The sequence below is a fragment of the Chryseobacterium culicis genome, assembly GCF_900108365.1.
Lineage (GTDB): Bacteria > Bacteroidota > Bacteroidia > Flavobacteriales > Weeksellaceae > Chryseobacterium > Chryseobacterium culicis.
Genome location: NZ_FNWQ01000001.1, coordinates 1408993 through 1423051 on the forward strand (window position 1 = coordinate 1408993; position 14059 = coordinate 1423051).

The window sequence follows — 14059 nt, forward strand, 5'->3', positions numbered from 1 at the left end:
AATGATGCATAAAAATATATCTATACTCTTTGCTGCTCTGTTTTTGCTGGCGAGCTGTGAAAAAAAGAATGAAAAAATTAAAGATCCTGAAGGAAAAACGAAAAAAGACGTCATTTCATTTGCTCCTAAAGTTACCGGAAGGATTCTGAAAATATATGTCTCTGAAGGGCAGACCGTGAAAAAAGGAGATACCTTGGCTCAGCTTGATGTACCCGAAGTTTCTGCAAAAATTGCACAGGCTCAAGGCGCGGTAAATGCAGCTTCAGCCCAGGAACAGATGGCCAAAAACGGAGCTACAGCCGATCAGCTGAGACAGCTTCAGGCCAAATACAAAGGATTGAAAGAGCAGTATGAATTTGCCCAGAAATCTTATAAAAGAGCCAACAATATGTTCCGGGACAGCTTAATGTCTCCACAGGCTCATGATGAAATCTATGCCAAATTACAAGGAGCGAAGGCCCAGTATGATGCGGTGGTAGCAGAACTGGATGACGTTAAGAGAGGTACCCGTGTGGAAAAAGTAGAAATGGCGGCAGGGCAGGCTTCACAGGCCAAAGGTGCTTTACAGGAAGCCAATGTAGCCTATTCTGAAAGATATATTATTGCTACCAATGACATGGAAATTGAAACCATCAGCTTAAATACTGGAGAATTGGCCACCGCTGGTTTTGCATTGTTTAACGGATATATTCCGGAAAGTACCTATTTCAGATTTACCATTCCGGAAAGTGCAATCTCAAAATATAAAAAAGGGCAGGAGGTGACCATGCAGGTGGTGTATAACAAAGAAAATCTGACAGGAAATATCGTCTACATCAAACAGCTCACAAAATATGCAGATATAACCACTGCCTATCCCGACTACCAGCTGCAGGATGCAATCTATGAGATTAAAGTAAAACCTAAAGATATGAACAGGGCTAAAAATATTTTAGTCAATGCTAATGTAATTCTGAAATAAATTGAAAAGAACATCAGAATAATTTATTGATTTTTCATTTTGTTCTTCCACCTATAAAAATATACAGATGAAAGAATTTTTCCGTCTTTTAAAACGTGAGTTCAAACTTTTTATCGGCAATTCTACCTTAAGGACGGTGTTCTTTTTGGCACCGGTGTTCTATGCAACCTTGCTGGGGTTTGTCTACAAAAGCGGAAAAGTTGAAAATACCCCCGTACTGGTAATTGACAGGGATAATACCCCTTTGTCTAACCAGCTAACGGAAATGCTGGACGATAATAAAAGCATCAAAATTATCAGATATCCGCAGGAACCTCTGAGCATCAAAGATGAGGTAATCAGACACGAAGCCGCAGCAGTTGTTATTATTCCCTCAAGATTTGAAGGGGATATGCTTCAGAAAAAATATCCCGAACTGAATGTTTATATCAACACAGGAAACGTCTTAACAGCTAATTTCGCGTCTAAAGCTCTTCAGCTTACCATAGGAACGTTTTCCGCGGGAGCTTCAATTAAAGCGCTTCAGAAAGCTGGCATGCCTGCAGCAAAAGCAGCTACCCAATATGAACCTTTCAAAGCCAATTACATCACCCTCTTCAATACTACCGGAAACTATCTCATCTTTATGTGGCCAGCAATGCTGGCGGTCGTATTACAGCAGGTAATCCTATTAGCAATGGCAGTAAGTTTTGCTGCCGAATTCGAAAGAGGATCCTTTGTGAAGGAATATCTGAAAATGAAAAAATGGGCTTTCCCAACCATGCTGATAAAAGTGATCCCGATCTGGGTATTTTCAATTCTTATTGTAGGTATTTACTACTTTATGCACATGATCTTCAGGGTTCCGATGCCGGAAGGTATTCTTAATTTCATTCTTCTCACCGCTGTTTTTGTGGGATCAGTTTCATTTTTGGGAGTGTTCATCAGTATTCTGATTCCGGATGCTTTGAAGGCTACGCAGATCCTTATGGTAATTGCATCACCTGCTTTTATTATCAGTGGTTTTACATGGCCTTTGAATGCAATGCCCGCTTTTGTTCAGTTTATTGCCAATATTATTCCGTTAACTCCATTTTTACAGGCATTCAAAATCTTATTGATTCAAAAAGGTTCGGTGGAACTTACTTTCCCTTATCTGAAGCATTTAAGTATTCTTTTGGTTATTTATGCCATTATAGGGTGGATCGCATTAAAAATCAAACTTTGGTTTATTTTCAGGAAATCTGCACCACAGGAAACTGCGGTTGAGAATACTTCTGAGGAGATTGAGTAGTTTTTTTGTTTCTAGTTGCTGGTTAATCTGTTGCTGGTTTTCTATTGCTAGTTAAACTGTTGCTGGTTTCTTGTTGCTTGTTTTTGTTGCTAGCTTTTGATTGATCAGGTGCTTGCTGTTAATTGTATCGGTTATGAGTATTTACCTTAAAAACATCAAGAAATAATTAAAAAAACAAAATAACCTGTATTAACCAAACTCCACATTTTCACACTCCAAAGTCCCGCAATCCCAAAACCCGCCCTGTAGCTTATCTACTTAAAATCCTCAACATTTATCCCTACGCTTAATCACAAACTAGCAACAAGCAACTCGTAACCAGAACCCACAACTCGCAACTCGCACCACACCCCTCAATTTTTTCGCCCAACAATAAAATCAAACGAAAAAACTGATATATTTGTCTGCAGTAAAATAGAAATTATATGGAAAATGTATTTGACGCAAAAGATGCTCAAAACTATATTGATAGGATCAACAGACTGGTGGAAGATACTCATGGTTTGTGGGGAAAAATGACGGTAGACCAAATGCTGGCACACTGCTGTATTACCTATGAAATGATCTATGAACCGGAAAAGCACAAAAAGCCGGGATCTATTGCAAAATTTATATTAAAAACTTTCGTTAAACCTAAGGTAGTGGGAGAAAAAGCCTATCCCAGAGATTCTCCTACCGCTCCACAGTTTTTGATCACTACCAGAAAGAATTTTCATGAAGAAAAAACAAGGCTGATCGGGTTTATTCAAAAGACACAGCAGCTGGGGGCAGATGCTTTCGATGGTAAAGAGTCTTTTTCCTTCGGAAAGCTGAATGCTCAGGAATGGAACAATATGTTTGCTAAACATTTGAACCACCATCTGGCACAATTTGGCGTTTAAAAATCACACAATATGAAAAAACTTTTATTACTCCTCATTCTGTTGGCTAATTTTGCATTGGGGCAGATGCCGGATATCTCAAATACCTGGCTGAACAACAGCAAACCCTACATAGGAACTATTGGAAGTAAAGGACAGGAGCTGAAACTGAAAATCAATATTTCTGAACAGAATAAAAAGAATGATCAGGAATATTTCGTTTCGGGATATTCTCTTGTAGATACCAATTATTCAAAATTTGAAGGCAAGATTACCATTTCAAAATACAAAGATTCCAAAAAACAGGGAACGGTGTTTGGAGAATATGAACTGGCCGAAGAGAATAAAGGAAAACATTCCGGAATTTTCAAAGGAAAGTTCATATACAATTTCAAATGGAACAGAAAAACAGAAAAAATAGAGGGTCAGTCCATTGAGCTTACGGGAGACTGGAAAAGCTATGACGGAACCATAGACCTTAAGACCCATTTAAAAAACCAATAACTCAATACCCTCGCTGAAATCCAAAACCTTATCCCGAATTCACACCTTAAAAATACTGACATTATGCAATTAGGCGCTTTTTCAATCAGCTTAAGTGTAAAAGATCTTCAGAAATCCAGAGACTTTTATGAAAAGCTAGGCTTTACAATCATGGGAGGTGCTCCGGAAAGCAACTATCTGATCATGAAAAACGGATCTACACTGATAGGGCTTTTTCAGGCCATGTTTGACGGAAACATGCTTACCTTCAATCCGGGATGGGACGAAAATGCACAGAATCTGGAATCCTTTGATGATGTGCGCGAAATTCAGAGAAGATTAAAGGAAAGTGGAATAGAAATCGGTAAAGAAGCCGATGAAACTACTTCCGGTCCTGAACATATTTACCTTAAAGATCCTGACGGCAATATGATTCTTATAGATCAGCACAGATAAAACTCATAAAAATACAAAGACAAATTAAAATTTAAAAAAACAAGACAATTATGGCAACAGTAAACGTTTACCTTACATTCAACGGAAATTGTAAAGAAGCATTTGATTTCTATAAATCTGTTTTCGGAGGAGAATATCCATACATCGGAACATTTGGCGAAATGCCTCCAATGGAAGGAAAAGAGACCCCTGCAGAAGACAAAGACAAGATTATGCACGTATCTCTTCCAATCTCTAAAGAAACCATTTTAATGGGAAGCGATACAGGAGGGGAGTGGTCTTCCAACTTCAAGGCGGGAAATAACTTCTCTATTTCTGTAAATGCAGAATCTAAAGAAGAAGCAGACAAACTATTCGGAGGCCTTTCGGCAGGGGGACAGGTAACAATGCCAATGGCAGATACTTTTTGGGGAGCTTATTTCGGAATGTTTACAGATAAATTCGGAATCAACTGGATGGTAAACTATGATGATCCCGCTAAAATGCAGCAGCATCCATAAAATTCATATTTTGTATTCGAAATATAGGTATAACTTACCGGCAATCAAACTGCCGGTTTTTTATTTGGTCTATATTTGCACTCCAAAAATAAAGGAAACATCAGCTTTCATCAATTGAAGGAGTATTCTTTAACCATTAAAAAAACATAAAAAAATGAAATTTACAATCGAAAACATTAAAGCGGAACACCAAAAAGTAAAAAGCGGAGCCGATTTTCCTCAGTATATTCAGGACATAAAAGCACTTGGGGTTTCTCATTATAAAGCATACGTATCAGACGGCAATACCGAATATTTTAATAATGAGAATGAATCTGTTCGGACAGGGCCTAAATATGATGCTCTCAGAATTTCGGATCATGTAAACCTTGAATATTTTAAAGAAAGACTGAAGCTCCATCAGCAGGGAGGTACAGATTACATGACTTTCTGTAGGGACTGCGCAGAAAACGGAATTAAAGGCTGGACGATGGATCTTCATATAATGACTTGCACCTATTTTGATCAAAATGATACGGATCTCCTGACAGAAAGGGTTCCGGGATAGAACGTAATTTCATCCGGTGTCGTGTGCAGCCGTATATAAAATATTGCTTGCTATTATTGATTTAAAATATTAATTTTGTTAAAAACGATAGATAATAGTAATTAATAAACATGAGAAAGGTTTTCACGAAGTTGGCATTCACGATATTAGGGTTAGGATCTGTTTTGACATTTGGCCAGAAAAATGATCTGGGAGCCTGGTATATGTATTTTGGAAATAATAAGATCAGTAAGAAACTGAACTGGCATAATGAAATTCAGTACCGTAATTTTGATGCACTCGGAGATCTTGAGCAGTTACTGATCCGTACAGGGATTGGGTATGATCTTACAGAAAATAATAACAATGTTTTATTGGGGTACGGTTTTATTCTCAGTCAGCCCTATGTAAATGGAGAGAAAAAAGAAAATATAGAACACAGAATTTTCCAGCAGTATATTACCAAGCAGAGATTTGGACGGTTCTATCTTCAGCACCGCTACCGTTTGGAAGAACGTTTTCTGGAAGATGATTTCAGAATGAGATTCCGTTACATGCTGGGGCTGAATATTCCGATTACTCAGAAGGAGATGCTTCCGAAAACGCTCTATGCATCTGTATATAATGAGATTTTTCTGCACTTCAACAGTCCGGTTTTCGACAGAAACAGAGTATACGGAGCCTTAGGATATGTCATTAATAAAAATATGAGGATTGAAGCCGGTTATATGAACCAAATTCAGGAGAACAGAAACCGCGGACAAATTCAGATTGGTTTTTACAACAATATTCCATTTACTAAAAACTGATCAGAACCGCTGCTGAATGCCCTGAGGAAAACCATTATTTGAAAATTTAAAAATAATAACACCACAAAAATAAACACCTATGCATTCAGGAAAAAGATTTGGAGCCCGTGAGTTCATTATCTGGACCAGACGCAGCATTTATGCTCTTGTCGTATTATCAGCTATTCCAACAGTATTGTACTTTCTGGGATGGAAATTTCTTTCCGTTCCGTGGCAGCCCATTGCCATCATGGGAACAGCAGTAGCCTTTATTGTGGGATTTAAGAACAATGCCAGTTACAGCAGGCTCTGGGAAGCCAGACAGATCTATGGAGCAATTATCAACGACAGCCGCAGTTTCGGCTATATTCTGAGAGATGCACTGCTTTCTAAAGATCAGCGTAAAGTAAAAGAAATGTTTCTTCGTCATTATGCATGGCTTACGGCCCTGAGATTTCAGCTTCGTGAACCTAGAGCATGGGAAAACATGGGAACAGAGCAGTTTGATGAATATGCTAAAAAGTATGACATCCCTGAAAGACTTTCCAAACTGGATGAAGAATTAAAAAAGTATCTTTCTGAACCGGAACTTCAATATATTGTAAGCAAAAAGAACCGGGCTACACAACTGATGGCCAAGCAGAGCAAAGCCTTGTCCGAAGCTTATGAAAAAGGAGAAATCAATGATTTTCAATGGACCCAGATCAATCAGCAACTGGTGAAATTTACGGATAATCAGGGAAAGGCAGAAAGAATAAAGAACTTTCCCTATCCAAGAAACTTTTCATCCATTACAACCTATCTTTTGCTGTTATTCATTGTTTTCGTTCCTTTCGGATTACTGAAAGAACTGGATAAATTAGGAGACGGTACCCCAGTAGAAGGGTGGACCTTATGGTTTAATATTCCGTTTTCTTTACTGGTGACCTGGTGCTTTCATACCTTAGACAGCGTGGGAGAAGCTTCTGTAAACCCTTTTGAAGGAAGTCCCAATGATGTTCCGATCACCCAGATCAGCCGTACCATAGAAATTGATATGAGAGATATGCTGGATGAATCTGATCTTCCGCCAGCCATCACGCCAAAGAATAATATTGTGCTTTAATACAGCCGGTTTTTGTACTTTTTGTAAAATCGAAAGGAATTACACTTAGAATGAAAAATATAAATAAACCTACAAGATCATGAAAAGATCTTCCAAATAAAAATAACACTTAAAAAAACGTACTTAAAATGATTCACAGCTATGTTATAATATCAATTGCAGTACTGCTGTCTGTGATGATATTGGTAATGATCGGCCAGAAGTTGAAAGTAGCATATCCTATCTTCCTTGTTATTGCTGGACTGCTGATTAGCTTTGTGCCGGGAATGCCGCGTATTGAAATAGAACCCGACTTGGTCTTCCTTATTTTCTTGCCGCCTATTTTGTTTGAAGCCGCCTGGTTTACTTCATGGCAGGATTTTCACAAATGGAGAAAGCAGATTTTTTCCATGGCTTTCGGGCTTGTGTTCCTAACCTCGATAGTGGTAGCCTATCTTTCGTCTTCAATCATTCCCGGACTTACCGTAGCCATGGGCTTTTTGCTGGGAGGAGTAAATTCTCCGCCAGATGCGGTAGCTGCCACCTCGGTCTTGAAACATATGAAAATTCCTAAAAAGATCACCAATATTCTGGAAGGAGAAAGCTTGATTAATGATGCATCCAGTTTGATTGTCTTTAAATTTGCTCTTGCAGCCGTTATTTCAGGACAGTTTATCTGGAGAGATGCTGTTCAGGATTTCTTTACCATGGCCATCGGAGGAATTGCCGTGGGAGTGGCGGTCGGATTTCTTTTTGGAGCATTGCTGAAGGTTATTCCTACCAATTCCAATATTGATACCATCATCACGCTGATTGTTCCTTATATTATGTATGTGGGAGCAGAACATTTTCATTTTTCAGGAGTACTGGCCGTAGTTGCCGGAGGTTTGCTGATGTCGTACAATTCCCATTGTTATCTAAGTCATACCTCAAGGATACAGTCCGGAAACGTATGGAGTGTTCTTATATTCCTGATGAATACCATCATCTTTATCCTGATTGGCCTTGAACTTCCCATTGTAGTGGAAGGAATGCAGGAATATACCATTTCAGAAGGGATCTTCTACAGTGTAGTAATTGGTGGAGCAATTATCGGAACAAGAATTTTGTACAGTTATGCATTAATGTATTTCCCAAGGGTTTGTTCAAAAGAATTACGCTTAAAAGTTCCTAAGCCGGATTGGAGAGAGCCGTTCATTATCAGCTTTGCCGCAATGAGAGGAGTGGTTTCGCTGGCCGCAGCATTGTCTATTCCTGCTTTCTTACCCAATGGGGAAGCATTTCCGCACAGAAATATTATTTTGTTTGTCACTTTCGTTATCATATTGATTACTCTTGTGGGGCAAGGTCTATTGCTGAGTCCTATTCTTAAATTATTGAATATTCAGGATGCCGGAAGTGAATTGCCGGAAGAAAAACAGGAAGTCATCCTTATGCGAAAGTTGAAAGAAACGGCACTGCACAAGCTGGATAATGACTTTTCTGAATTAGCCGTATCCAACAGCCTGGTTCGTCATCAAAAGCACAAATTGGAAAATGAAATGATGCTCATGGCAGATAAAGCCCAGTGTATGGCTTCTACTGGAGATTACGTATCGGCAATCAATGAAAATAAAGATGTTCTGCGGCAGATCATTCAGGCACAGAGGAACGAGCTGCACAGGATGAAAAGAGAAAAAATATTTGATGATCATGTGATGAGAACCATTGAAATGCAGCTGGATTTTGATGAAGCGAAGATCACCGGTTTTTCCCATGGATAAGTAATGTGTAAATAGTAGGGACAAATTGTGTACTTTTATCATATTAAAACCCATAATATGACTACACCCATCACAGTTCAGTACACCATCAATGCTCCGGCTGACAAAGTATGGAAAGCATTAACCGATAAAAATGAAATGAAATCCTGGTATTTTGATATCCAGGATTTCGTATTGAAAACAGGTGAGGAGTTTAATTTCTATGAACCTGGAGGTGCCGGCAAATACCATCATCACGGTAAAATTGTAGAGATAATACCCGGTGAAAGATTGAAACATACATGGTCTTATCCTGATTTTTCAGAGCTGAAAACCATTGTAACCTGGGAATTACTACCTGTAAATGGATCAACTTTGGTAAAGCTTACGCACGATGATATTGAAAATTTTAAAGACCTGGGAGAAGGCTTTTCAAGAGAAAATTTTACAAAAGGCTGGAATACCATTTTGGGACAAAGTCTAAAAGAATATTTAGAGAAATAAGATGATCACATTACAGACCTTTACAATATATGATGCTCCGCAGCTGATTTCAAAAATAAAAGATCAACGAATGCTTCTTCAGTTTGCAGGTCCCGCATACCATTTTCCGCTGACAGAAGAACAGCTGGAAAAAGATTTGTCTGATGAAAAAAGAACCCTGTTTAAAATTGCAGATCAAACACAAAACATAATTGGTCATGCTCAGATTTTTTTGAAAGAAAAAACCTTCCTGTTAGGGAGAATTCTGATCTGGGATGAGAATAACAGAGGCAAAGGATACGGTAAGAAAGTGATCAGTGAACTGCTGAAATATGGGTTTGCCCATTTTGATAAAGAAACGGCAGAGCTCAATGTATACGACTGGAATATTGGAGCTATTGAATGCTACAGAAAAGCAGGCTTTGCTTTTGATCCCGATGTTAAAAGCGAAGCAAAGATTGATCAGGAAACATGGATTTCGCTCAATATGAAAATCCATAAAAATACGTTTGAATTACAGAAATCATGACACATTTTACTGCACTTCGTCCCGTTCTCTGGACAGAAAACCTTGATGAAAGCATTGGCTTTTATATGCAGGTACTGGGATTTACGCTCATGAGCAGAAATGATGACTGGCAGTGGGCTTCCCTTAGAAAAGATGAGATATACATAATGCTTTCTCAGCCTAACGAACATGAAAAGCCTTCTTCAATAGGATTTTCTGGTTCATTTTATTTCAATGTAAATAAAGTGGATGATCTGTGGGAAGAACTTACAACAAAAGCTAAAATCTGCTATGAAATTGAAACTTTTGAATGGGGAATGAGAGAATTTGCCATCTATGATAACAACGGATATATATTACAATTCGGTGAACCCGCAGATAATATTGGCAATACGGAATAAAATTTGCTATTTTTGGAGAAATATTTAGAAATTCAATGAAAAAAAGTATAATAGCGGGTTTCGCAGCGATTTTATTATTAGCGTCTTGTAACAAGGATAAAGAGATTCTTAATACATTAAACACTTATAATACTTCAATGGAGGCAAAGGGATACCATTTCGGGGATAAGCTGGAGCTTCCGAAAGAGGTAACAGAAAATGCAGAAAGCGTGACTATCAGCTTTGGAGATAAAGAAACAACGAACTTAACCATTGACCCGAAATTTTTTACTTTGGGTGACAATGCCGTTACATTCAATATTAAAACAAAAGGAGGTGAAGTCCTGAATCAGGATGCTACCATCAATGTATTTGCAAAGAACCCTGAAAAAAATCTTCCGTACCAGATTGTAGCAGAATACCCTCATGATCCCAAAAACTTCGTACAGGGATTCCAGATTGAAGGAAATACCATCTATGAAAGCGACGGGCAAAACGGATCTTCCCAGATTCTGAAATATACGCTTGGAACAACAACGCCGCTTGCCTCTACAAAACAGGCTCAGGAAGACTTTTCGGAAGGAAGTACCATTGTGGGCGATAAAGTTTATCAGCTGACATGGCAGAGCAAAAAAGGATATATCTATGATAAAAGCTCTTTAAAACTCTTGTCAGAATTTGCCTATCCTAACGTATTGGGAGAAGGCTGGGGACTTACTTATGACGGTAAAAACCTGATCGCTTCAGACGGAAGTAAGCTTTTATATTTCCTTGATGCAAATGACCCTTCGAAACTAGTCAAATATATCGCAGTAGCAGGAAGTTCTCAGGCTTATGACCAATTGAACGAACTTGAATTCCACAACGGATTTATCTATGCTAACGTATGGCAGAAACCCATTATTCTAAAAATCAACCCTGCAAACGGAGAAGTTGTAGGAACTTTTGATTTCACAGAAATTGCCAAACAAAATACCAAAGGGAGTGATGACGTACTGAACGGAATTGCTTTTAAAGGAGATAATATGCTGGTAACCGGTAAGAACTGGCCGAAAATTTATGAAGTTCAGATCAAATAACCTGATTGATCAATAAAGTATAAGTAGCGTTCCCAAAAGAACGCTATTTTATTTGTAAGGAGAAAAATTTACTATTTTTGGTGTATGATTACCAACTTTATCAGGAAAAAAATCAATACTGGTTTTGCTGCTGTTCTTGTATTGGCTTCCTGCAGTAACAACGAGAAAATGCTGGATTCTCTGGCAGATTATAATAATGCAAAGGAAGAAAAAGGCTATCATTTCGGAGACAAAATTGAACTGCCAAAAGAAATTACAGACCATACGGAAAGCATAGCAATAAGCCTGGGAGATAAAGAAACCGCCGATTTAACAATTGATCCGAAGTTTTTTACCCTGGGAGACAACAATATAGTCTTTACCATCAAAACAAAAGGGGGCGAAGTCCTGAACCAGGATGCAACCATCAATGTCTTCTCTAAAATTACCGAGCAGGAAATACCTTATAAAATCATTGCCGATTATCCTCACGATCCTAAGAACTTTATCGAAGGGTTTGTAGTGGAAGGCAGTACGGTGTATGAAAGTGACGGCATGAATAATGCGTCACAGTTGATAAAATATACTTTAGGATCATCTGTTCCCCGGATTGTCGCAAAGCAGCCCGCTGAGATCTTTGCTGAAGGCTGTACTATTGTGGGAGACAAAATTTATCAGCTTACTTACCGGAACAAAATTGGTTTTATTTACGATAAAAATACATTAAAAAAAATAGCTGAATTCCCTTTGCCCAATATCATCGGAGAAGGATGGGGACTTACTTATGACGGAAAGAATCTGATTGCAACTGACGGTACCAAGAATCTCTACTATCTGGATATTGATCAACCGTCAAAAGTAGTAAAAACAGTCTGTGTGGCCGGAAGTAAAACGATTTATGACCAGCTTAATGAGCTTGAATATCACAACGGTTTTATTTATGCGAATGTTTGGCATAAACCTGTCATTCTGAAAATTAACCCTAAGACCGGAGATGTTACAGGAAAACTTGATTTTACCAGGCTTACGAAAGAAAATAACCAGGGAAACAGTGAACATGTTTTGAATGGAATAGCCTTTAAGGGTGAAAATATGCTGGTAACAGGAAAAAACTGGCCGAAAATCTATGAAGTTTCATTTCAATAAGGTGATAAAAGATTCTTAACAAGATAAAATGGGGAAAACACAGTTTTATTTTAATAGCAAGATGGTCTCTTTTTTGATGACTACCAAAGAAGATTTTACTGGACTTGATTCTCTTTTGAATGAAATTATTTTTCAGTATCTTGACCCCATTAAAAAAGCAGAGTGAAGTTTTTAAAGATACTATTTTTTCTCCTTTTCTGTACAGCTTCAGCGCAGAATATTATTCCTTTGGATACCTTGAAACTCAAAGAAGCTAAAGATATGCTTGCGGATGACTATGGAAGTCTGTATATCTATAAAAATAAAGATTTTAGTTTTACCAAATATGATTCTTTAGGAAAGCAGATCGGAAAAATGATGCTTACCGTTCCTTACAAGGTGCAGAACGTTCAGAACCCGCTTAATGTTCCTTTGTTCTCTGAAAATGCGCAGGAAATGAAGTTTATAGATCAGAATATGAATGAAATTCAAAGGCTTGATTTTAAACAGAAATTTGGTTTCATCAGAATGGCTTATGCCGAAGATCTCCAGCAGTTGTGGCTTTTGGACGACAGTACAAAACGTCTGATCCAGTACAATTTCAGAAATGATACCACCATCAATTCATATCCTTTCGACATCAGTTTTGAAGATCTTATGGATATGCTGGTGTACGAGAGTAAAGTGTATATCTTAACAAGAAAGCATGTCAGAATTTACAGCCTGAAATTTGAAAAACTGTTTGAAGCCCCCCTGGAGAACGGAAAGCGCTTCAGAAGAGAGAATGATGCCATTCTTGTCGTTGCCAGTAATTTCATTTCACAATATGTTCCTGAAAAAGGGATGACCACTATTTTTGAAGATCAGGATGCACAAATTGTGGATAAAAACATCCTCTCTTATTTTGCAATCAAAGGGAACAAACTCTATCTTTACAGCCTTGAAAAAGTAAAAAAAGCCAGACAGCAGAAACAACTCGAAGCTCAGCCGGATTCTCTACAGCAGCCTACAGAAATACCCGTAGAAAAAACTGAAGAAAAGCCAAAAGAGACCACAGCAGAGAAGCCTTCAGACAATACATTACAGAAATTGATTGAAGAGGTTTCCGAAGTTCAGACTGACGGCCTGGAAAAACTTATCAATTAATCAGTAAATACAAGGAAAAAGAATATTTATGCATATTGCAGTTACAGGAAACATCGGAGCTGGGAAAACAACCTTAACAACGATGCTTTCCAAGCATTACGGATGGGATGCACAATTTGAAGACGTAGATCATAACCCTTATCTGGAAGATTTTTATTCGGATATGAGCAAATGGAGCTTTGCATTGCAGGTGTATTTCCTGGGAAGCAGATTCCGTCAGGTAAAGGAAATCAGGGAAAGCGGTAAAAATATTATTCAGGATCGTACCATTTATGAAGATGCCCATATTTTTGCAGAAAACCTGAATGATATGAATCTTCTTTCAGACCGGGACTTCAATAATTACTCTTCAGTTTTCAATCTGATGAAATCTTTTGTTTCCGCTCCGGATTTGTTGATTTACCTAAAATCAGACGTTCCCAATCTGGTAAAAAAAATCTACAAAAGAGGCCGTGAATATGAAGCATCGATCAGCATCGAATACCTTTCAAAGCTGAATCAGAAGTATGAAAAATGGATCTCCAACTATACGGAAGGTAAACTTCTGATTGTGGAAGTAGATGATCTTGATTTTGTAGAAAAGCCGGAAGATTTCGGGTTTATTCTGGAAAAAATAGAGGCAGAGCTTCATGGACTGTTTTAACATATTTTTATCAGTGCATTAAGAGAGACTCCGGCTAATTCTT

Annotated in this window: 17 protein-coding genes; all 17 read left to right on the forward strand. The window is 38.1% G+C overall.

All coding sequences use genetic code 11. The features are described 5' to 3' along the window. Window positions 1–4 precede the first annotated feature (4 nt). The 17 genes from BLW74_RS06195 (at window position 5) to BLW74_RS06275 (ending at window position 14016) form a co-directional block, all read left to right on the forward strand. On the forward strand, window positions 5–961 hold the full coding sequence (locus tag BLW74_RS06195; protein ID WP_089690727.1) for an HlyD family secretion protein: 957 nt from the start codon (window positions 5–7) through the stop codon (window positions 959–961). Window positions 962–1028: 67 nt separating this feature from the next. Beyond that, window positions 1029–2234 carry an ABC transporter permease gene (locus BLW74_RS06200; protein WP_089690540.1) on the forward strand — a complete coding sequence of 402 codons (1206 nt, stop codon included), beginning with the start codon at window positions 1029–1031 and terminating at the stop codon, window positions 2232–2234. A gap of 425 nt (window positions 2235–2659) precedes the next feature. Continuing rightward, the gene (locus BLW74_RS06205; protein WP_089690541.1) at window positions 2660–3115 is read left to right on the forward strand and encodes a DUF1569 domain-containing protein; all 456 of its coding nucleotides are present in this window, start codon (window positions 2660–2662) and stop codon (window positions 3113–3115) included. 12 nt (window positions 3116–3127) lie between these two features. Further along, entirely contained in the window at window positions 3128–3598 is a 471-nt protein-coding gene (locus BLW74_RS06210) for a hypothetical protein (RefSeq protein WP_089690542.1), read from the forward strand. A gap of 63 nt (window positions 3599–3661) precedes the next feature. Beyond that, a complete protein-coding gene (locus BLW74_RS06215) occupies window positions 3662–4033 on the forward strand; it encodes a VOC family protein (protein WP_089690543.1) in 372 nt (123 codons plus the stop codon). A 50-nt stretch (window positions 4034–4083) separates the two neighbouring features. Beyond that, window positions 4084–4533 (forward strand): VOC family protein, encoded by a 450-nt coding sequence (locus BLW74_RS06220; protein ID WP_089690544.1) that lies wholly within the window; start codon window positions 4084–4086, stop codon window positions 4531–4533. Between the two features lie 154 nt (window positions 4534–4687). Next, window positions 4688–5080: a DUF1398 domain-containing protein gene (locus BLW74_RS06225; RefSeq protein WP_089690545.1), complete on the forward strand. Its 393-nt coding sequence runs from the start codon at window positions 4688–4690 to the stop codon at window positions 5078–5080. Between the two features lie 110 nt (window positions 5081–5190). Beyond that, on the forward strand, window positions 5191–5868 hold the full coding sequence (locus tag BLW74_RS06230) for a DUF2490 domain-containing protein (RefSeq protein ID WP_089690546.1): 678 nt from the start codon (window positions 5191–5193) through the stop codon (window positions 5866–5868). Window positions 5869–5947: 79 nt separating this feature from the next. Further along, on the forward strand, window positions 5948–6952 hold the full coding sequence (locus BLW74_RS06235; RefSeq protein ID WP_089690547.1) for a bestrophin family protein: 1005 nt from the start codon (window positions 5948–5950) through the stop codon (window positions 6950–6952). 128 nt (window positions 6953–7080) lie between these two features. Next, on the forward strand, window positions 7081–8694 hold the full coding sequence (locus BLW74_RS06240) for a Na+/H+ antiporter (RefSeq protein WP_089690548.1): 1614 nt from the start codon (window positions 7081–7083) through the stop codon (window positions 8692–8694). 57 nt (window positions 8695–8751) lie between these two features. After that, on the forward strand, window positions 8752–9177 hold the full coding sequence (locus tag BLW74_RS06245; RefSeq protein WP_089690549.1) for an SRPBCC family protein: 426 nt from the start codon (window positions 8752–8754) through the stop codon (window positions 9175–9177). 1 nt (window position 9178) lies between these two features. Next, window positions 9179–9685 carry a GNAT family N-acetyltransferase gene (locus BLW74_RS06250; RefSeq protein WP_089690550.1) on the forward strand — a complete coding sequence of 169 codons (507 nt, stop codon included), beginning with the start codon at window positions 9179–9181 and terminating at the stop codon, window positions 9683–9685. After that, entirely contained in the window at window positions 9682–10065 is a 384-nt protein-coding gene (locus BLW74_RS06255; protein ID WP_089690551.1) for a VOC family protein, read from the forward strand. Before BLW74_RS06250 ends, BLW74_RS06255 begins: the two co-directional genes overlap by 4 nt. 35 nt (window positions 10066–10100) lie before the next feature. Then, on the forward strand, window positions 10101–11123 hold the full coding sequence (locus BLW74_RS06260; protein ID WP_089690552.1) for a glutaminyl-peptide cyclotransferase: 1023 nt from the start codon (window positions 10101–10103) through the stop codon (window positions 11121–11123). A 99-nt stretch (window positions 11124–11222) separates the two neighbouring features. Then, window positions 11223–12248 carry a glutaminyl-peptide cyclotransferase gene (locus tag BLW74_RS06265; protein WP_394331226.1) on the forward strand — a complete coding sequence of 342 codons (1026 nt, stop codon included), beginning with the start codon at window positions 11223–11225 and terminating at the stop codon, window positions 12246–12248. Between the two features lie 162 nt (window positions 12249–12410). Next, a complete protein-coding gene (locus BLW74_RS06270; RefSeq protein WP_089690556.1) occupies window positions 12411–13373 on the forward strand; it encodes a hypothetical protein in 963 nt (320 codons plus the stop codon). 28 nt (window positions 13374–13401) lie between these two features. Further along, window positions 13402–14016, forward strand: coding sequence for a deoxynucleoside kinase (locus BLW74_RS06275; protein WP_089690558.1), 615 nt, complete (start codon window positions 13402–13404; stop codon window positions 14014–14016). Window positions 14017–14059 lie beyond the last annotated feature (43 nt).

Coding starts and splice junctions, on each gene's coding strand:
- BLW74_RS06195 (WP_089690727.1), top strand. CDS start 5: ATGCATAAAAATATATCTATACTCTTTGCTGCTCTGTTTTTGCTGGCG.
- BLW74_RS06200 (WP_089690540.1), top strand. CDS start 1,029: ATGAAAGAATTTTTCCGTCTTTTAAAACGTGAGTTCAAACTTTTTATC.
- BLW74_RS06205 (WP_089690541.1), top strand. CDS start 2,660: ATGGAAAATGTATTTGACGCAAAAGATGCTCAAAACTATATTGATAGG.
- BLW74_RS06210 (WP_089690542.1), top strand. CDS start 3,128: ATGAAAAAACTTTTATTACTCCTCATTCTGTTGGCTAATTTTGCATTG.
- BLW74_RS06215 (WP_089690543.1), top strand. CDS start 3,662: ATGCAATTAGGCGCTTTTTCAATCAGCTTAAGTGTAAAAGATCTTCAG.
- BLW74_RS06220 (WP_089690544.1), top strand. CDS start 4,084: ATGGCAACAGTAAACGTTTACCTTACATTCAACGGAAATTGTAAAGAA.
- BLW74_RS06225 (WP_089690545.1), top strand. CDS start 4,688: ATGAAATTTACAATCGAAAACATTAAAGCGGAACACCAAAAAGTAAAA.
- BLW74_RS06230 (WP_089690546.1), top strand. CDS start 5,191: ATGAGAAAGGTTTTCACGAAGTTGGCATTCACGATATTAGGGTTAGGA.
- BLW74_RS06235 (WP_089690547.1), top strand. CDS start 5,948: ATGCATTCAGGAAAAAGATTTGGAGCCCGTGAGTTCATTATCTGGACC.
- BLW74_RS06240 (WP_089690548.1), top strand. CDS start 7,081: ATGATTCACAGCTATGTTATAATATCAATTGCAGTACTGCTGTCTGTG.
- BLW74_RS06245 (WP_089690549.1), top strand. CDS start 8,752: ATGACTACACCCATCACAGTTCAGTACACCATCAATGCTCCGGCTGAC.
- BLW74_RS06250 (WP_089690550.1), top strand. CDS start 9,179: ATGATCACATTACAGACCTTTACAATATATGATGCTCCGCAGCTGATT.
- BLW74_RS06255 (WP_089690551.1), top strand. CDS start 9,682: ATGACACATTTTACTGCACTTCGTCCCGTTCTCTGGACAGAAAACCTT.
- BLW74_RS06260 (WP_089690552.1), top strand. CDS start 10,101: ATGAAAAAAAGTATAATAGCGGGTTTCGCAGCGATTTTATTATTAGCG.
- BLW74_RS06275 (WP_089690558.1), top strand. CDS start 13,402: ATGCATATTGCAGTTACAGGAAACATCGGAGCTGGGAAAACAACCTTA.